Here is a 17,722-nt window from a genome sequence, read left to right on the forward strand (position 1 = left end):
TTGGATTTATTCTTTATCGATTTTTTTGTCCAATTTTTCCAATTGTTTTGCAGCGAAGTCCCGTCCGCCAAGACCAAATGCAAGGGCGAAGGCTACTGCAAATGCTCCAAGAACAATTGTAAAGGTTGATTGCACGATATTTTGTGCAAATTTCAATTGGTCAAGTGCCATAAAGACAGCCAAGACAAGGATGCCGTAACGGACCAATCCTGCTAAGAAGGCGTTGTTTGTTACCTTGTTTAGGAAGCTTGACAAGATGTTTCCACCAATTACTGCCAAGACAACGATAGCGATAGCGCTGATTAGAGATGGAAGGTAAGCAAGAATAGCAGTACCAACTGAGTTGAAGACTTGAAGGTTCAAGACTTGGATCGCTTGTACAAAGAAGAAGATGATGATAATGGCACGTACTACTTGTGCAATGACTGCTGAAAGTTGGAAGTTGGCATCTTCTTTGTTTGTTAGGTATTTAGAGTAAGTATTGATGCCAGCAGTTTCAAGGAGATTTTCCAAGAGGTTGCCGATTAATTTAGCGATAAAGCTACCAAGTGCAATCAAGACAAGTGCAACCAAGACACTTGGAAGCGCACCGATTACTTGGTTTAAAATTGTAACGATTGGTTGAGAGATGCTGGTAATACCAAGTGTTTCCAAAGCCAAGGTCAAGATTGGGATGAAGACCAAGACATAAACAACGGTTGCCAAAACGGAAATTAGTTGTTTGGTATCAATAGGAAGTTTCTCTTGTCCAGTAACTTTTGCATACCAAGTATCGATATCCAAGCGTTCCAAGAAAGCAACCAGGAGGCTCTTGATAAAGTTGCAGAAGAAGGTTCCGACGAAGAGGATCAAGCCTGCTGCAATCAAGTTTGGAATGAAGGCAAAGAATTTTTGGAACATGCTGGCAATTGGATCAACTGTTGAGCTGATATTCAAACCAGAAAGTATGGATGGTAGGAAGAAGAGGATGACCAGGAAGTAAACCAGCTGACCGAGGTTTTTAATGACTCCTTTACCGTCGTCTTCTTGTTTGATAATGCCCCATTTGTGCAGTTTGTCAGCAAACTGGATTTTGTTGAGGCCAGTGAGTGTGAGCTTGCGCAAGAAGCTAGCGAGCACAAAGGCAATCACCAAGAGAATCAACATGCTCACGAATCCTGGCAAGGCAGAAACAAGTGGCAAGAATAGGGTTTCAAGAATACTTGTCATAATGACACTCCTTTAAATATTTTTCACTCGTAGTCTAACATGTTTATAATAGAATAGCAAAGAAGACGACTCCATTTTGTAATAATTCTAAAAAAACTGTTTAAGAAGTTTGAAAGTGACCGCTCTGGCTTGAAAATGGGGGATTTTCCATGTAAAATAGTAAGTTAGAAAGAATGGTATCTATTGATGAAAATGATTGAAGATTTTAAGAATAAAAAAGTTTTGGTATTGGGCTTGGCCAAGTCTGGCGAGGCTGCGGCTCGGTTGTTAGACCGCCTTGGTGCAATCGTAACTGTCAATGACGGTAAGCCTTTTGAAGACAATCCGATGGCTCAGACCTTATTGGAAGATGGGATTCGGGTCATCTGTGGTAGCCATCCCTTGGAATTATTGGATGAAGAATTTGCCTTGTTAGTGAAAAATCCTGGTATCCGCTATGATAATCCTATGGTGGTGAAGGCCCTGGACAAGGGGATACCTGTTTGGACCGAGGTTGAATTGGCTTATCTTGTTTCTGAGGCGCCGATTGTGGGCATCACAGGGTCAAATGGGAAAACAACAACAACGACCATGATTGCAGAAGTTCTTAACGCGGGTGGTCAATCTGCGAAATTGTGTGGCAATATTGGCTATCCTGCTTCAGAAGTGGTTCAAGAGGCGCGTGACACGGATTGTCTGGTGATGGAGCTGTCTTCTTTCCAATTAATGGGAACGGAGTCATTCCTCCCTAAGATTGCAGTCATCACAAATTTAATCGCAAGCCACTTGGATTACCACGGCAGTTTTGACCAATATGTGGCAGCCAAATGGATGATTCAGCGTCAGATGACTGAGGAAGATACCTTGGTGTTGAACTTTAACCAGGAAGAGGCGCGTGCATTGGCACATGAAACAAAGGCAACAGTCTTACCGTTTTCGACCCAAGAAGTGGTGGAGGGTGCCTATCTTTTGGATGGCAAGCTCTACTTCAAGGGAGAATGGATCATGGATGCCGATCAGATCGGTGTGCCTGGTTCACACAATATTGAAAATGCCTTGGCAACGATTGCGGTAGCCAAGTCTCTTGGAGTTGACAATCAAGCCATTCGTGATAGTTTGGCTGCTTTTGGTGGTGTCAAACACCGCCTGCAGTTTGTTGATGAAATCGCTGGTGTCTCTTTCTATAATGATAGTAAATCGACCAACATCTTGGCAACTCAGATGGCCTTGTCTGGTTTTGATAATGCGCAGGTCATCTTGATTGCTGGAGGTTTAGACCGTGGCAATGAATTTGATGACTTGGTGCCAGATATTCGTGGCTTGAAGCACATGGTAGTGCTTGGACAGTCGGCTGAACGGGTGAAACGGGCGGCAGATAAGGCAGGTGTAGCCTATACAGATGCAAATGATGTTGCAGATGCAACTCGTAAGGCATTTGCCTTGGCGAGTCAAGGTGACACAGTCCTTTTAAGCCCTGCCAATGCAAGTTGGGATATGTATGATAACTTTGAGGTGCGTGGGGAGGTCTTCCTCAAGGCAGTAGAAGAATTGAAGGGATAATATGAAGAAAATCATCTTTACAGGAGGAGGAACAGTTGGCCATGTGACCCTTAATCTCCTCCTGATTCCAAAATTTTTAGAAGATGGCTGGCAGGTACATTATATTGGTGATGCGGCAGGGATCGAATACCAGCAAATCATCAAATCGGGTTTGGATATCCAGTTCCATCCGATTGCAACCGGGAAGCTCCGTCGGTATTTTTCATGGCAAAATGCCCTGGATATTTTTAAGGTTGGATGGGGTATCCTCCAATCTCTCTTTGTGATGGCAAAAGTTCGTCCGCAAGCTCTCTTCTCTAAAGGCGGCTTTGTCTCTGTTCCACCTGTCATTGCAGCGCGTGCATTGGGGATTCCTGTTTTTATTCACGAATCGGATTTGAGCATGGGCTTGGCCAATAAGATTGCCTATAAATTTGCAACGACCATGTATTCTACTTTTGAGCAAACTGCTGGTCTTGAAAAGGTTGTCCATGTTGGGGCTGTTACAAAGGTTGCTCAGTCAAACAAGGTGACACCAATCCAGTTGCCAGATATCTTGCGTCATTTTGATGAAGAAAAACCTGTTCTGCTATTAATCGGTGGGTCAGGTGGTGCCAAGGTCTTTAATGACTTTATCAGTTCAGAAAAGAAAGCCTTGACGCAACTCTATAATATTATCAACATTACTGGTCATTCGGACTTGAATGAACTGTCCGATAATCTATATAGGGTTGACTATGTGACAGACCTCTATTTTCCCTTGTTGGCTCAAGCTGATTTGGTGGTGACAAGAGGTGGTTCCAATACCCTCTTTGAATTGGTTGCGGGGCAAAAACTGCATGCCATTGTTCCTCTAGGAAAACAAGCTAGTCGGGGTGACCAGTTGGAAAATGCAGCCTATTTTGAAGAAAAAGGTTATGCCAAACAATGGTCAGAAGAAGACTTGACCATGGAACGTTTTCCAGGCTTGGTAGAGGAAATTTTCCAACAAAAAGATCACTACCTGAAAAATATGGAAGAGTCAACCGACATTCAATCCTTGGAGGCCTTTTATGAGCGCTTGAAATCAGATATCGGAAGAAGGTCAAGGAATGAAGGATAGAGAAGAGCAGTTGGTAAGAGAAGAGCAAGAACATATGCTTTTTGAAGAAGAGGTGCAAACAGAGTCAGTTGATCAAGCATCTGAAGCAGTTGAACATTCTGAAAGTACAGAGGCTGATGATGGAGCTGATTGGTCTGATGAGGCTGAAGAAAAGATAGAGGATGAGGACGAGCGCCAGGAGGAAGCTAGTCAATTTCTTAAGTCGTGGCGGGAAAAGCATGAAGCCTATTTGGCCAGCCAGGCTCAATCGTTGCAAGTAGTTAGAGAAGAAGTGGAAAAGGATCCTGACCAAGGTCAGAGTAAAAAAAGGTCTTCGTTTTTTAAGAGAGAAAAAAAGCTTAAAGAAGACCAAGTAAGTATTCCTAGAAAAGCGTGGGCAAAAGCCGTTCCGATCTACTTGGTAGCTGTTAGTGTGGTATTGTTAGCGGCCTATTTTATCAGTCCTTGGAGTAAGCAAAAGCAGCTAAAAGTGACAGGTCAAAACTTGCTGACGGCAGAAATGGTCAGGCAGTATAGTTTGATTTCAGACCAAGACTATAGTTTGACAACCCTTTTGCATAAAGATGCTTATGCAGCCAATGTGAAAAAATCCAGTAACCTTGTCAAAACGGCAAGCATTTCTTACCAATTTCCCAACCAGTTCACGATTGCTATTGAAGAATACAAGGAAGTTGGCTATATCAAGCAAAACGATGCTTACTATTCGGTCCTTTCAAGCGGAAAAATTGCGGAAATTGAAACTGCAGAAGAAAACCTAGGGGTAGATTATACCTTGATGAATTTGACGGATAAAGAAATGATTAAGGAACTTGCTTTACAATTGGATCAGATTGACCAGAAAATCTTGACCAATATCCAGCAAGTTGATTTGACTCCGACGACTGCCACAGCGGATTTGCTAACATTGACCATGTATGATGGCAACAAAATTCTCATACCACTTTCACAAATTGATACGAAATTGTCTTATTATTTGACCATCGCACCGCAACTGTCAGTAGCAAGTGTGGTCGATATGGAAGTGGGAGTCTTTAGCTATGCTCTTAGTCAGTAAAAAAAATCAGAAGAAATCAAGAAATAAGCTAATAAAATGCCCATTTTCAGATATTATATGGTATAATGAAAAATGAATAATTCTACCAAATTTGTTAGAATGTAAATTTGTTAAAGTTGAAAGTAAGAGAGGACTGATCGAATGGCTAGAAATGGCTTTTTTACGGGATTAGATATCGGTACAAGCTCCGTTAAAGTCTTGGTTGCAGAGTATATTGATAATGAAATGAATGTCATCGGCGTCAGCAATGTGAAAAGTGCAGGCGTTAAGGATGGAATAATTATTAACATTGAGGTGGCGGCAGGCGCTATCAAGAAAGCCTTGGCACAGGCTGAAGAAAAAGCAGGAATTCGCATTGACCGTGTCAATGTTGGTCTTCCAGCTAATCTTTTGCAGATTGAGCCAACTCAGGGTATGATTCCAGTAACAACTGATTCCCAAGAGATTACAGATGCGGATGTCGAAAACGTTGTGAAATCTGCCTTGACTAAGAGCATGACTCCAGAACGCGAAGTGATTTCCTTCGTTCCAGAAGAATTTGTAGTGGATGGTTTCACTGGCATTAAAGATCCTCGTGGTATGATGGGAATCCGTTTGGAAATGCGTGGCTTGCTCTATACAGGTCCTCGAACTATCTTGCACAATCTTCGTAAGACGGTTGAACGTGCAGGAGTTCAAGTGGAAAATGTTGTGATTTCACCATTGGCCTTGACTCGTTCTGTCTTGAACGAAGGGGAACGTGAATTTGGTGCAACAGTTATCGACTTGGGTGGTGGTCAAACCACAGTCGCTGTAATGCGTGGGCAAGAGTTGCAATACACCAATATCTATCAAGAAGGTGGAGACTACATCACCAAAGATATTTCAAAAGTTTTGACAACTTCTCAAAGTATTGCAGAAAACTTGAAGTACAACTACGGTATCGCTTATCCGCAAGAAGCAACTGAAAAAGAGAAATTCTCAGTTGAAGTAATCGGTGAAAGCACTCCAGTTGAAGTAACCGAACGATACCTTTCAGAAGTCATCGCAGCTCGTCTTCGTCAAATCTTCACGAAAGTGAAACAAGATTTGGAGCGGACACGTGCCTTGGAATTACCAGGAGGCGTTGTTCTCGTTGGTGGTGGTGCGATTCTTCCAGGAATTACAGAGTTGGCTCAAGAGGTGCTCGGTGCCAATACCAAACTCTATATTCCAAACCAAATTGGTATCCGCAATCCAGCCTTTGCTCATGTGATTAGCATTGTTGAGTACGTTGGAGCAGCTAGCGATGTTGAGAAGATTGCTCAGCGTGCGGTAAATGGGGAAGCAAGTCTTCGTCAGCGTCCAGTGGAAGTTCCAATCGATCTTCCAGTACATCGCCCAACTCCAGTTTCTGTACCAAATGACTTGGTGTCTGAACTGCATTCTGATACAGCAGACAATGACTACAATGACTTTGCTGTTGAAGAGCATCAGGAAGATGACAATCGCGTAAAAATCTCGGATCGTATCCGTGGCTTGTTTGGAAGCATGTTTGAATAAAAGAAAAGGTGAATAAACTATGACATTATCATTTGAAGCAGCTGCCCGTCACGGAGCTGTCATTAAAGTAATTGGTGTTGGTGGTGGTGGCGGTAATGCCATCAACCGCATGATTGAAGAAGGTCTTGCTGGTGTTGAATTTATCGCAGCAAATACAGATGTTCAAGCCTTGAGCAGCTCAAAAGCAGAAACTGTAATCCAGTTGGGTCCAAAATTGACGCGTGGTTTGGGTGCTGGAGGTCAACCTGAAGTTGGTCGTAAGGCAGCTGAAGAAAGTGAAGAGGCATTGACTAGTGTCTTGACAGGCGCGGATATGGTTTTCATCACTGCTGGTATGGGCGGTGGCTCAGGTACTGGTGCTGCCCCAGTTATCGCACGCATTGCGAAAAACTTGGGTGCCTTGACAGTCGCAGTTGTTACTCGTCCATTTGGTTTTGAAGGAAACAAACGTGGTGCCTTTGCGGTTGAAGGTATTGAATCTCTGCGTGAATACGTTGACACATTGTTGATCATTTCAAACAACAACTTATTGGAAATTGTTGACAAGAAAACGCCTCTTTTGGAAGCTTTGAGTGAGGCAGATAACGTTCTTCGTCAAGGTGTACAAGGTATCACTGATTTGATTACCAACCCAGGCCTCATTAACTTGGACTTTGCAGACGTTAAGACTGTTATGGAGAACAAAGGCAATGCGCTTATGGGTATCGGTATCGGTACAGGTGAAGATCGTGTCATCGAAGCGGCTCGCAAGGCCATCTACTCACCATTGTTGGAAACAACAATTGATGGTGCAAACGATGTGATTGTCAACGTAACGGGTGGTTATGATATGACCTTGACGGAAGCAGAAGAAGCTTCAGAAATTGTGCATCAAGCAGCTGGCCAAGGTGTGAATATTTGGTTGGGTACATCGATTGATGATACAATGAAAGACGAAATTCGTGTGACAGTTGTTGCAACAGGTGTTCGTCAAGATGCAGTTGAGCGTGTAACTCGACCAAGCCGTCCAGAAGTCGTGACAGCGAGCCGTCCTACTCAACGCTTTGACTATGCAACGCCTCAGGCTCCAACGCCTCAAGCCGCTCCACAGCGTGTGGAATCGGCGGCAAGCACAGCTTTTGGTGAATGGGATTTGAGAAGAGAAAATCTTCTTCGCCCAACGGAAGTAGAGTCTTCTAAATTGTCTGTTGAAAAATTCAAAGCAGACGATGTAGAGGATGAATTGGACACACCACCATTCTTCCGTAACCGTTAAGATGTCGATTAAACGAAATTATGATGAAGTGATGGCAAGCATTGAAGAGGCTTGCCATCATGCCCATCGCACAAAAGATTCTGTAAATGTAATAGCTGTCACAAAATATGTGGACAGCTCTATTGCTAAAGAACTCGTTGATGCTGGAATTCACCATATCGGTGAGAATCGAGTGGATAAATTTCTGGATAAATACAAGTCTTTGCAAGACAATGGACTGGTTTGGCACTTGATTGGCAGTTTACAGCGACGCAAGGTTAAGGATGTCATTAATTATGTTGATTACTTCCATGCCTTGGATTCACTGTCTTTGGCTGCTGAGATTGAAAAACGTGCGACAAAAACAATCAACTGTTTTTTGCAGGTGAATATTTCAGGGGAAGAAAGCAAACATGGATTTGCTCCGGAAGAATTGGATGACGTGATTGAAAATCTTCAGTCATTTGAACATATTCGCTTGGTTGGGCTCATGACAATGGCACCTATTGATGCGAATGCAGAAGAGTTGGATGCCTTGTTTGCTAAGGCTTCTGAAATATGTCAGACTTTAGCTGCTAAGCACATTCCCAATATGCCGTTTACAGAATTAAGCATGGGAATGAGCGGTGATTTTGAGCAAGCCATTCAAAATGGAGCTACTTTTGTTCGGATCGGTTCAGCATTTTTTAGATAGGAGAAGATAAAAGTGGCATTAAAAGATACCTTCAAAAACTTTTTTAATTATTTTGAAATGGATGACAGCGATGCATATCAGGAGGAAGGAATTCAACAAGAAGTGAAACCTGCTCCAACAATGCGTGTTGCCCCATCTAGTCAACCATCCCGTTCGGCTGTGACAGAAAAAAAAGAACTACAACGTCCAGTTGAACAACCAGTTTCTCGTAAAGCGGAAACCAATATTCAACGTTTGAACGAACGACAAATGGAGTTAAAATCCAATAGTCATTCAGAAGAGGTGAAGACAACCATTGACATCAAGTATCCAAAACGCTATGAGGATGCACCTGAGATTGTTAACTTGTTGTTGGAGAATGCCAGTATCTTAATTGATTTCCAATACATGTCTGATCCACAGGCTCGTCGTTGTTTAGATTACTTGGACGGTGCCCGTTCTGTCTTGGCTGGAAATCTTAAAAAAGTATCAAATTCAATGTGGTTATTGACTCCAGTAAATGTGACCGTCAATATAGAAGAAATTCGAAATGCAAACCAACAGTCTGGTCAATCAGATTTGGAATATGATTTTGATATGAGAAGGTAAGCCATGGATTTTATCATTATTATCCTCTTAAAGGCTTTGGAAATCTATTCCTACATTTTATTGGCCTATGCCTTTATGTCTTGGATCCCTGGCTTGTATGATACCTTTGTTGGCCGATTGGTGATTTGGCTGGTTCGACCAATTCTCCTTCCATTTCGAAATCTGCGTCTGCAGTTTATGGGCTTGGATTGGACAGTATTCATTGTGATGATTGTATTGAATCTGGCATATCGTTTCCTATATTATTGGTTGATTGTCCTATGACCTCAGCTCGTCATCAAGTCTATCAACATTACAACAAAGATGAGTGGGCGTATTTGGACAAGATAGGTAGCCTTGCTCAGTGGGTGGAAGATTTTTATCAATTTCGATTGACAGAATTTGTCCATTCACGACAAGAAAAAATAATCCGCGATGTTGCCAATCATCATGGATTGGCGGTCTATTCTTCTAGAGAAATGCTAGGAACAGAGTATGGTCGTTGCATAGTTGCTCCAGAATATTATCAGTTGGAGACAGCAGACTTTGAGATGAGTATCTTGGAGTTAAGCTATGCAGAAAAATTTCATCAATTGACACATGCACAGATTCTAGGGACACTCTTGAATCGCTTAGGAATCAAGCGGGAGTTACTTGGTGATATTTTTGTGGAAGAAGGAAGAGCGGTTATCCTAGTGGATAAACGTTTCGTTTCTACCATTGAGGCAGAAGTGCAGAAAATCGCAAGGGCCAAGGTACATTGGAAAGAATTAACCTGGTCAGATTTAGATCGAGTGGAGAAACCAAAGGGCCAAACCAAGACAATCTTGGTGAGCAGTATGCGGTTGGATAAGGTAGTCGCAGCGAGTTTTAACTTGTCTCGTCAGATCGCTACCAATCTAATTGATACCGGAAAGGTAAAAGTGGACTATGTTCCAATGGAACAAGCTTCGCGAACTATTCATGAGGGTCAATTAATAAGCGTTCGGTCATTTGGGAGAATGGAAGTTCGGAATCTTTTAGGATATTCAAAACAAGGTAAAATAAAATTAGAAATTGAATTATTCAAGAAATAGGGGAAGTTATGGCATTAACATCATTAGAATTAAAAGACAAAACCTTTGGAACCAAGTTCCGTGGCTACAACCAAGAAGAAGTTGATGAATTTTTGGATATGGTCACTGTTGACTACGAAGATTTGGTTCGTACCAAGCATGAACAAGAATCTGAAATCAAGTCTTTGAAAGAGCGTTTGGCTTACTTTGATCAAATGAAGGAGTCACTTAGCCAATCCGTTCTTTTGGCACAAGATACTGCAGATAAGGTAAAAGTAGCTGCAGAAGATCGCGCTGCAAATATTATCAAACAAGCAGATTACGATGCCCAAGCCTTGCTCAACGAAGCAAAGGACAAGGCAAATGAAATCTTGCGTACAGCAACTGATAATGCCAAAAAAGTTGCGGTGGAAACAGAGGAGTTGAAAAACAAAACTCGGATCTTCCACCAACGTTTGAAATCTACAGTTGAGAGCCAATTGTCTATTATCAACTCATCTGATTGGGAAGAAATCTTGCGTCCAACTGCAACTTACTTGCAAACAAGTGACGAAGCTTTCCGTGAAGTATTGGAATCTGCCTTGGAAGAAAAAGTAGAAATCCAAGAAGAAGATGGTTTAGATGTAACCCGTCAATTGTCTCCGGAAGAAGTAGCTGAGTTGAAACGTCAAGCAGCTGCTTTAGAAGCTGAAGAAGCTGCGGCGGCAGATAAAATTGAAATTGATTATAACTAAAAAAGTTCAAGAACAAGCCTGATTGAAATAAGTTAAGCGAGCAGGAGATGGTGGAAGCCCTGCATTCCCTTTCAATTAGTGTATCATCTTGAGAAAATTGGGTCTGAATCAAGTAAGAACCAACGTGGGCTCACGTTACGGGCATTGAGGGACAGGGGAAACTCTGTCTGAACTAAGGTGGTACCACGAACTTTCGTCCTTATTGACGGGAGTTTTTTTATATGCTTATGATAAAATTACAACTAGTAGATCATGAAAGTTTTGAAGCGGTGATTGCTCTTTCGCTTGACGAGAAGGATCAACGCAAGGTTGCTCCTAATCTTTATTCTCTGGCGCCAACCTGGCTCTACAGGGAGCGGAATCAACTCGAAGCGCTTGCCATCTGGGCAGCAGATAAGGTTGTAGGCTTTCTCCTCTTGTCAAAAGAGGGAGAGAATTGGCTAATCTGGCGTCTAATGATTGATCACCATCAGCAAGGAAAAGGCTACGGTAAGGAAGCCTTGCGCCAGATTATGAGGCGAGCAATAGCAGATACTGATTGTAAATCGATTCAAGCTAGTTATGTTGTTGGAAATCATAAAATGAGGTCTATCTTGTCTAGTCTAGGCTTTATTTCACTAGGCTTGGATGGAAATGAAATAAAAATGGAATATCAACTAAAAAGGAGATAAAATGAAATTAAAAGAAACCCTTAACCTAGGTCAAACTGCCTTCCCAATGCGTGCAGGCTTACCAACACGTGAGCCAGAATGGCAAAAGGCTTGGGATGAAGCAAACTTGTATGCTCGTCGCCAAGAACTCAATGAAGGCAAACCTGCCTTCCACCTTCATGATGGCCCTCCATACGCTAACGGAAATATCCACGTTGGACACGCCTTGAACAAGATTTCTAAAGATATTATCGTTCGCTCAAAGTCAATGTCTGGCTTCCGTGCACCATTTGTACCGGGTTGGGATACGCATGGTCTTCCTATTGAGCAAGTCTTGGCAAAACAAGGGGTTAAGCGCAAGGAAATGGACTTGGTAGAATACCTTGAAATGTGCCGTGACTACGCTCTTAGCCAAGTTGACAAACAACGTGATGATTTCAAACGCTTGGGTGTTTCTGCAGACTGGGAAAATCCATACATCACCTTGACGAAAGACTATGAAGCTGCTCAAATCCGTGTCTTCGGTGCTATGGCAAACAAGGGCTATATTTACCGTGGTGCCAAGCCTGTCTACTGGTCATGGTCATCTGAATCTGCCCTTGCAGAAGCTGAAATCGAATACCATGACATCGACTCCACATCTCTTTACTATGCCAACAAGGTCAAAGATGGCAAGGGACTCTTGGATACAGACAGCTACATCGTTGTCTGGACAACGACTCCATTTACAGTAACGGCTTCTCGCGGTTTGACAATGGGAGCAGACATTGACTATGTCTTAGTTCAACCAGCTGGTTCTAACCGTAAGTATGTCTTGGCAGAAGCCTTGGTTGATAGCTTGGCAGCCAAATTCGGTTGGGAATCATTCGAAGTGATTTCAAAACACAAGGGTGCTGAGTTTGAATACATCGTGACCGAACACCCATGGGATAGAGAAGTTGATGAATTGGTTATCTTAGGTGACCATGTCACAACGGACTCGGGTACTGGTATCGTCCATACGGCTCCAGGTTTTGGTGAGGATGACTACAATGTCGGTGTCAAATATGACTTGGAGGTTGCGGTAACTGTCAACGAACGTGGCTTGATGAATGAAGCTGCGGGTCCTGATTTTGAAGGGCAATTCTATGATAAGGTTGTACCAACGGTTAAGGAAAAATTAGGCGACTTACTCCTTGCTAGTGAAGTGATCAATCACTCATACCCATTTGACTGGAGAACCAAGAAGCCAATCATCTGGCGTGCAGTGCCGCAATGGTTTGCCTCTGTTTCTAAATTCCGTCAGGAAATCTTGGACCAAATCGAAGCAACGACCTTTATTCCTGCTTGGGGTAAAACACGTCTTTACAACATGATCCGTGACCGTGGTGATTGGGTCATCTCACGTCAGCGGGCTTGGGGTGTGCCACTTCCTATCTTCTATGCAGAAGATGGTACAGCAATCATGTCTAAGGAAGTGACGGACCATGTTGCAGCTCTCTTTGAAGAGCATGGTTCTATCATCTGGTGGAAATCAGAAGCAAAAGATCTTTTGCCAGCTGGTTTCACTCATCCAGGTTCACCAAATGGCGAATTTACCAAAGAAACAGACATCATGGACGTATGGTTTGACTCTGGTTCATCTTGGAATGGTGTCATGAACGCACGTGAAAATCTTGCCTACCCAGCAGACCTCTACCTAGAAGGTTCTGACCAATACCGTGGTTGGTTTAACTCATCCTTGATTACCTCTGTAGCCGTAAATGGTCATGCGCCATACAAGGCTGTCTTGTCACAAGGTTTTGTCTTAGATGGCAAAGGTATGAAGATGTCTAAATCTCTTGGAAATACCATTCTACCAAGTGATGTTGAGAAACAATTTGGTGCAGAAATCTTGCGTTTGTGGGTGACATCCGTTGATACTTCAAACGACGTACGTGTGTCTATGGATATTCTTGGACAGGTATCTGAAACCTACCGTAAAATCCGTAATACCCTTCGCTTCTTGATTGCCAACACTTCTGATTTCAATCCTGCAAGTGATGCAGTGGCTTACCAAGAGCTTCGTTCTGTTGACCAGTACCTCTTGGTGAAATTTAACAAATTGGTAGCTCAAATCCGCGAAGCATATGACAACTATGACTTCATGGCTATCTACAAGTCTGTGGTTAACTTTGTCACACTTGACTTGTCAGCCTTTTACCTCGATTTTGCCAAAGACGTTGTCTACATTGATGGTGCAAAATCCCTTTCTCGTCGTCAGATGCAGACAGTTTTCTATGACATCTTGGTGAAAATTACCAAGCTCTTGACCCCAATCTTGCCACACACAGCAGAAGAAATTTGGTCATACTTGGAACACGAAGCAGAAGAGTTTGTACAATTGGCGGAAATGCCAGAGGTGGAAACCTTTGCCAATGAAGCGCAGCTTTTGGCTGATTGGGAAAACTTTATGAACTTCCGAACTCAGGCACAAAAAGCCTTGGAAGAAGCGCGTAATGCCAAAGTCATCGGTAAGTCACTTGAAGCTCATTTGACTGCCTATGTCTCAGCTGAAACCAAGTCCTTCTTGGAGAGCTTGAATGCAGATCTTGCTCAGTTGCTCATTGTTTCAAACTTGACAGTAACCACGGAAGCAGCTCCTGAAAGTGCACTTGTGGTGGATGAAGTTGCCTTTGCAGTAGAACGTGCAGCAGGTGAAGTGTGTGATCGTTGCCGCCGTATTGATACTAGTGTTGTAGAACGCAGTTATGGAGCAACAATCTGTGACCACTGTGCAAGCGTAGTGGAAGAGAACTTCCCAGAAGCAGTGGCTCAAGGTTTTGAAGCCAAGTAAAGGTGTGGAATCTCCGCTCTACGACATGTAAAAAAATATCCTAACTTCTTAATGTACTGACCCCAAAAAGTTAGATAAAAAATATTAGTGAAAGGATTTAGTTCTGTACTGAACAGGACTAAGTCCTTTTAGTTTTGCTTTAATGCGTTTATTGTTGTAGTAAAAAATATAATCAGTGATAGCTTGCTCTAGTTGATCGAGAGACTTGAAAGTCTTCTCAAATCCGTAAAACATTTCTGTTTTCAATATGCCAAAGAAGGACTCCATCATACCATTATCCGTGCTAGTTCCCTTGCGAGACATGGAAGGACGTATAACTTTACTGTCAAGAAAATGATGGTAGGCTTCGTGTTGGTATTGCCAACCTTGGTCACTATGGAGAATGGTATTTGGGTAAGTTTCCTCAGGAAAGGCCTTCTCAAGCATGGACTTAACTTGCATGAGATTAGGTGAGCGGGACAAGGTAAAATCAATAATTTCGCTATTATAGCCATCCAGAACAGGTGACAGATAGAGTTTTTCAGAACAATTTGGCAGAGCGAACTCCGTCACATCTGTATAGCACTTCTCAAAAGGCTTAGTCCCTTCAAAGGCTCTCTCAATGAGATTAGGAGCTTTCTTGCCCACATCCCCCTTGTAAGACTTGTATTTCTTACATCGGCGAATACGAGCTGATAAGCCTAGTTCTTTCATCAGCCGTTGTACTTTCTTATGATTGATAGAAAATCCACGATTTCTTAACTCAAGGTGAATGCGACGGTAACCATAGTTTCCCTTATGTTCATCATAAATAGCTTGAATTTCAACTTTTAAGTCCTTGTCTTTATCCGGTTTGTCCATTTGTTTGACGTGATAGTAATAGGTAGAAGGAACTAATTGGGAAATAGTCAGAAGGATGTCTAGTCGGAATCCTTCTTCGACCATCTCTCTAACTGTTTGAGTCTTTCTTGCTCTCTGGCTTCGTCCCTTAAACGAAGCTCCCTCAACTTTTTTAGGTAAGCTACCTCAGTGCGTAAGCGTTCATTTTCCTCCTGAAGTCTCTCCAACTCCGTCATCTCTTCCCAGGTTTTCTTTGATTTACGCCCCATTTTTGGTGGCCTCCCTCTTGTTTTCTCAACAATAGTATACCCGTTTTTCTTGTATTGTGCTATCCAGTTTGAAAGGGTTCCACGATTTGGCAAGGCATAATCAAGTGAGACGGAGAGAGCTGACTGCTTATTAAGAAGTACTTTGTCAATCATTTCTTGCTTTAATTCTGGGGAATAGTAGTTATTGTTCTCTTTTTTAACAATACTTAAGCCATATCTCTCAATCAATCGAATCATATATTTAATACCAGATTGAGCAATACCGAACTGTTTTGACAAGGAATTGAGGGAGTTACCATTTTGACGTAACTCATAAATTTGGACTTTGTCTTCATAACTTAATTTCATAAAAATAGCACCCCATAAGTTAGATTTTTTCATTCTAACTTTTGGGGTGCGGTTCATAATGAGGTTAGGATTTTTCTGTATGAAAAAAGGAAGCCTAGCTTCCTTTTTAGTTGTTTATTCAGTGACAATAGGGATAGACATTTCAATCAATCTATCGGTGTGAATCGTACGGATAGCCGCCTTGTTGATGGTCCGTTCGTCAATTTTGCGATGGAGGAAGAAATCACGAATCTTCTCAATCTCAGATTGTTGGACAGCACGGTATTTGTTGCTAATCAGCAATTCATAGTGGCGGGGTGCCTGTGTAAAAATCACATCCGTATTTCCAGCTGAATAGGTTTCAACTAGGAAGGCATCGGTATTGGCGAGTTGACTTTGTACCAGTTGGGCGTGACTATTGGTCGTATTGATAATTTTCATGCATGACCTCCTATCCTTTTGCTTTATTATAGCATTCTTGATGTGAATTTTCTAGTCTTTCTTTGCGGATTGGTCGATTTTCCATTGCTCGATTCCCCATTTATGACTGCCGCGTTTGAGCAGTTGGATGGCTTCTTCCACTGGAAACCAAGCAAGATGATTGAAATCTTCTAAGGGCTTGCCGACTTCTTGGTAATCCAAGACTTGGTAGATATAGGCTGGATTGTAGTAGTAGGTATCGCGGTGACTAGAATAAAAATATTCGTCAGCTTGGCCGTAATACTGGCCGATTGTTGCGGTGAAGCCAAGCTCTTCTATCAGTTCTCTTTCCAATGCGGTCAGGTGATTTTCCCCTTCTTCAATCTCGCCGCCAGGCAAAAACCAGGCGCCATTTGGGGCTTGGACCAGGATAATATGCGTCTTTTCAGGGTTAGAAATGACAGCGTACACTCCATATCGGTTGGTATAGGTTACATTTTCTTCTTTGACTCCGAATGTTGCGTGGTCCATCTCTATTTCCTCCATCTGTCACAATTTTCTAAATTTTTCCTACTTTGTTCTGTCATTATACCATGTTTTTATGAATTTTCCTTATGGAAAGCATTAGGGATTGTAAGTTTTTTCGCCTGGAATCCTATGTTATACTAGAAATATGAAAGACCTGTCAAGGAGGAATCAAGCATGAGAGAAGTTTACCCTGGCATCTATACCTTTCCTATTTGTTTGCCCAATAGTCCCTTGCGGGAAATCCACTCCTATATTATCCGAGGGGAAGAGCGGAGCTTGGTTATTGACACAGGCTACAACCATCCTGAATCCTTGGCGGATATGGAAGCTGGCTTAGCTGTCCTCGGTATTTCAATCCAATCGGTGGATTTAGTTATTACTCATCTTCATGCGGATCATTCTGGTTTAGCGACTTATTTTTATGATCGTGGGGCAAGAATTTTTGCTGGGAAGGTGGATGGTGATCTCTTTAATGCTATGGCAAGTGGAGAGTACTGGAAGATGTTGGAAAGTTTTAAAACTCTTTATGGCATTTCGGACCAGGAGATGGCAATTGAAGACAATCCAGGCTATCGTTTCTGCTTGGATCGAGCGGTTCCATTTCAGGTTCTAGAGATTGGTAGTCATTTCCAATTCGGGAACTTTGATTTTGAAATTTTGGATTTAATTGGACATACTCCGGGTCATATTGGTTTGTATGATAGGGACAAACAAATTTTATTTAGTGCTGATACGGTTTTGGATCCAATTACGCCCAATATTACCTTCTGGGGCTGGGAGTACCCAAATATCCTGAAGACCTATATGGAGACTCTAGGTCGCTTACGTAAGATGCCGAAGATTACCTTATTCCCTGGTCACCGTAAGGTCATTGATGACCATGTCAGTCGCATTGACCAGTTAATTGACCATCATTTTGAACGGATGCAGGAGATATTGGATGCGATTGGAATTGATGAAAAAGTGACTGTACGGGATGTGTCGGCTCGTATCAAATGGCGCATTAAGGCAGATTCTTGGGACCAATTTCCGAAACCACAGAAATGGTTTGCTAGTGGGGAAACTATGGCCCACTTAGATTACTTGGTTGAATCTGGTCATTTGTCCATGACCCTGAACAAGGGAGTTCTCTATTTCAAAAAATTGCAAAACTGTATCTCAAAAGGATAACCTCTTACAAAAATAGCACCCAGCTAGATGCAGGGT

At 42.4% G+C, this 17,722-nt stretch carries 17 protein-coding genes; 13 read left to right on the top strand and 4 right to left on the bottom strand.

Annotated elements, in window-relative coordinates:
* Positions 1–6: 6 nt before the first annotated feature.
* Positions 7–1,209, bottom strand: a complete 1,203-nt coding sequence (locus tag PXH68_RS02290; protein WP_248028841.1) for a mechanosensitive ion channel — start codon at positions 1,207–1,209, stop codon at positions 7–9.
* 186 nt (positions 1,210–1,395) lie between these two features.
* Between PXH68_RS02290 and murD the strand changes: the two genes are divergently transcribed.
* From murD to ileS, 12 genes are all read left to right on the top strand, one after another.
* Complete coding sequence (gene murD / locus PXH68_RS02295) at positions 1,396–2,748, top strand: UDP-N-acetylmuramoyl-L-alanine--D-glutamate ligase (RefSeq protein WP_205031741.1); 1,353 nt, start codon at positions 1,396–1,398, stop codon at positions 2,746–2,748.
* Between the two features lies 1 nt (position 2,749).
* Entirely contained in the window at positions 2,750–3,829 is a 1,080-nt protein-coding gene (locus PXH68_RS02300; RefSeq protein ID WP_248028842.1) for a UDP-N-acetylglucosamine--N-acetylmuramyl-(pentapeptide) pyrophosphoryl-undecaprenol N-acetylglucosamine transferase, read from the top strand.
* Entirely contained in the window at positions 3,819–4,883 is a 1,065-nt protein-coding gene (locus tag PXH68_RS02305) for a cell division protein FtsQ/DivIB (RefSeq protein WP_248028843.1), read from the top strand. Before PXH68_RS02300 ends, PXH68_RS02305 begins: the two co-directional genes overlap by 11 nt.
* A 141-nt stretch (positions 4,884–5,024) precedes the next feature.
* A complete protein-coding gene (ftsA, locus tag PXH68_RS02310) occupies positions 5,025–6,404 on the top strand; it encodes a cell division protein FtsA (protein WP_158455511.1) in 1,380 nt (459 codons plus the stop codon).
* 19 nt (positions 6,405–6,423) lie between these two features.
* Complete coding sequence (gene ftsZ, locus PXH68_RS02315) at positions 6,424–7,659, top strand: cell division protein FtsZ (RefSeq protein ID WP_158455509.1); 1,236 nt, start codon at positions 6,424–6,426, stop codon at positions 7,657–7,659.
* A gap of 1 nt (position 7,660) precedes the next feature.
* Positions 7,661–8,332 (top strand): YggS family pyridoxal phosphate-dependent enzyme, encoded by a 672-nt coding sequence (locus PXH68_RS02320; RefSeq protein WP_248028851.1) that lies wholly within the window; start codon positions 7,661–7,663, stop codon positions 8,330–8,332.
* 12 nt (positions 8,333–8,344) lie between these two features.
* The gene (locus PXH68_RS02325) at positions 8,345–8,920 is read left to right on the top strand and encodes a cell division protein SepF (protein WP_205031737.1); all 576 of its coding nucleotides are present in this window, start codon (positions 8,345–8,347) and stop codon (positions 8,918–8,920) included.
* Positions 8,921–8,923: 3 nt separating this feature from the next.
* Positions 8,924–9,184, top strand: coding sequence for a YggT family protein (locus PXH68_RS02330; protein ID WP_158455505.1), 261 nt, complete (start codon positions 8,924–8,926; stop codon positions 9,182–9,184).
* Positions 9,181–9,975, top strand: a complete 795-nt coding sequence (locus PXH68_RS02335) for a YlmH family RNA-binding protein (RefSeq protein WP_248028845.1) — start codon at positions 9,181–9,183, stop codon at positions 9,973–9,975. Before PXH68_RS02330 ends, PXH68_RS02335 begins: the two co-directional genes overlap by 4 nt.
* Positions 9,976–9,983: 8 nt before the next feature.
* Positions 9,984–10,688, top strand: coding sequence for a DivIVA domain-containing protein (locus tag PXH68_RS02340; RefSeq protein WP_205031735.1), 705 nt, complete (start codon positions 9,984–9,986; stop codon positions 10,686–10,688).
* A gap of 227 nt (positions 10,689–10,915) precedes the next feature.
* The gene (locus PXH68_RS02345) at positions 10,916–11,359 is read left to right on the top strand and encodes a GNAT family N-acetyltransferase (protein WP_248028847.1); all 444 of its coding nucleotides are present in this window, start codon (positions 10,916–10,918) and stop codon (positions 11,357–11,359) included.
* A gap of 1 nt (position 11,360) precedes the next feature.
* A complete protein-coding gene (ileS, locus tag PXH68_RS02350; protein WP_248028848.1) occupies positions 11,361–14,153 on the top strand; it encodes an isoleucine--tRNA ligase in 2,793 nt (930 codons plus the stop codon).
* A gap of 84 nt (positions 14,154–14,237) precedes the next feature.
* Here ileS and PXH68_RS02355 read toward each other — a convergent pair.
* The 3 genes from PXH68_RS02355 to PXH68_RS02365 form a co-directional block, all read right to left on the bottom strand.
* Positions 14,238–15,589 (bottom strand): IS3 family transposase gene (locus PXH68_RS02355; protein ID WP_459559270.1). Its coding sequence is split into 2 segments (ribosomal slippage): positions 14,238–15,139 and positions 15,139–15,589, totalling 1,353 coding nucleotides; the frame shifts between segments, so codons are not numbered across the junction.
* A 114-nt stretch (positions 15,590–15,703) separates the two neighbouring features.
* Entirely contained in the window at positions 15,704–16,009 is a 306-nt protein-coding gene (locus PXH68_RS02360; RefSeq protein WP_158455495.1) for a DUF1827 family protein, read from the bottom strand.
* Positions 16,010–16,060: 51 nt separating this feature from the next.
* Complete coding sequence (locus tag PXH68_RS02365; protein ID WP_248028269.1) at positions 16,061–16,519, bottom strand: NUDIX hydrolase; 459 nt, start codon at positions 16,517–16,519, stop codon at positions 16,061–16,063.
* Positions 16,520–16,690: 171 nt separating this feature from the next.
* Between PXH68_RS02365 and PXH68_RS02370 the strand changes: the two genes are divergently transcribed.
* Positions 16,691–17,686: an MBL fold metallo-hydrolase gene (locus PXH68_RS02370; protein ID WP_248028268.1), complete on the top strand. Its 996-nt coding sequence runs from the start codon at positions 16,691–16,693 to the stop codon at positions 17,684–17,686.
* The last annotated feature ends 36 nt before the right edge of the window (positions 17,687–17,722 follow it).

This window comes from Streptococcus sp. 29896 (assembly GCF_032594915.1).
GTDB classification, from domain to species: domain Bacteria; phylum Bacillota; class Bacilli; order Lactobacillales; family Streptococcaceae; genus Streptococcus; species Streptococcus suivaginalis.

What these genes read in the sequence shown, in the direction of transcription:
- PXH68_RS02290 (WP_248028841.1), bottom strand. Translation starts at nt 1,209, where the DNA reads ATGACAAGTATTCTTGAAACCCTATTCTTGCCACTTGTTTCTGCCTTG.
- murD (WP_205031741.1), top strand. Translation starts at nt 1,396, where the DNA reads ATGAAAATGATTGAAGATTTTAAGAATAAAAAAGTTTTGGTATTGGGC.
- PXH68_RS02300 (WP_248028842.1), top strand. Translation starts at nt 2,750, where the DNA reads ATGAAGAAAATCATCTTTACAGGAGGAGGAACAGTTGGCCATGTGACC.
- PXH68_RS02305 (WP_248028843.1), top strand. Translation starts at nt 3,819, where the DNA reads ATGAAGGATAGAGAAGAGCAGTTGGTAAGAGAAGAGCAAGAACATATG.
- ftsA (WP_158455511.1), top strand. Translation starts at nt 5,025, where the DNA reads ATGGCTAGAAATGGCTTTTTTACGGGATTAGATATCGGTACAAGCTCC.
- ftsZ (WP_158455509.1), top strand. Translation starts at nt 6,424, where the DNA reads ATGACATTATCATTTGAAGCAGCTGCCCGTCACGGAGCTGTCATTAAA.
- PXH68_RS02320 (WP_248028851.1), top strand. Translation starts at nt 7,661, where the DNA reads ATGTCGATTAAACGAAATTATGATGAAGTGATGGCAAGCATTGAAGAG.
- PXH68_RS02330 (WP_158455505.1), top strand. Translation starts at nt 8,924, where the DNA reads ATGGATTTTATCATTATTATCCTCTTAAAGGCTTTGGAAATCTATTCC.
- PXH68_RS02335 (WP_248028845.1), top strand. Translation starts at nt 9,181, where the DNA reads ATGACCTCAGCTCGTCATCAAGTCTATCAACATTACAACAAAGATGAG.
- PXH68_RS02340 (WP_205031735.1), top strand. Translation starts at nt 9,984, where the DNA reads ATGGCATTAACATCATTAGAATTAAAAGACAAAACCTTTGGAACCAAG.
- PXH68_RS02345 (WP_248028847.1), top strand. Translation starts at nt 10,916, where the DNA reads ATGATAAAATTACAACTAGTAGATCATGAAAGTTTTGAAGCGGTGATT.
- ileS (WP_248028848.1), top strand. Translation starts at nt 11,361, where the DNA reads ATGAAATTAAAAGAAACCCTTAACCTAGGTCAAACTGCCTTCCCAATG.
- PXH68_RS02360 (WP_158455495.1), bottom strand. Translation starts at nt 16,009, where the DNA reads ATGAAAATTATCAATACGACCAATAGTCACGCCCAACTGGTACAAAGT.
- PXH68_RS02365 (WP_248028269.1), bottom strand. Translation starts at nt 16,519, where the DNA reads ATGGACCACGCAACATTCGGAGTCAAAGAAGAAAATGTAACCTATACC.
- PXH68_RS02370 (WP_248028268.1), top strand. Translation starts at nt 16,691, where the DNA reads ATGAGAGAAGTTTACCCTGGCATCTATACCTTTCCTATTTGTTTGCCC.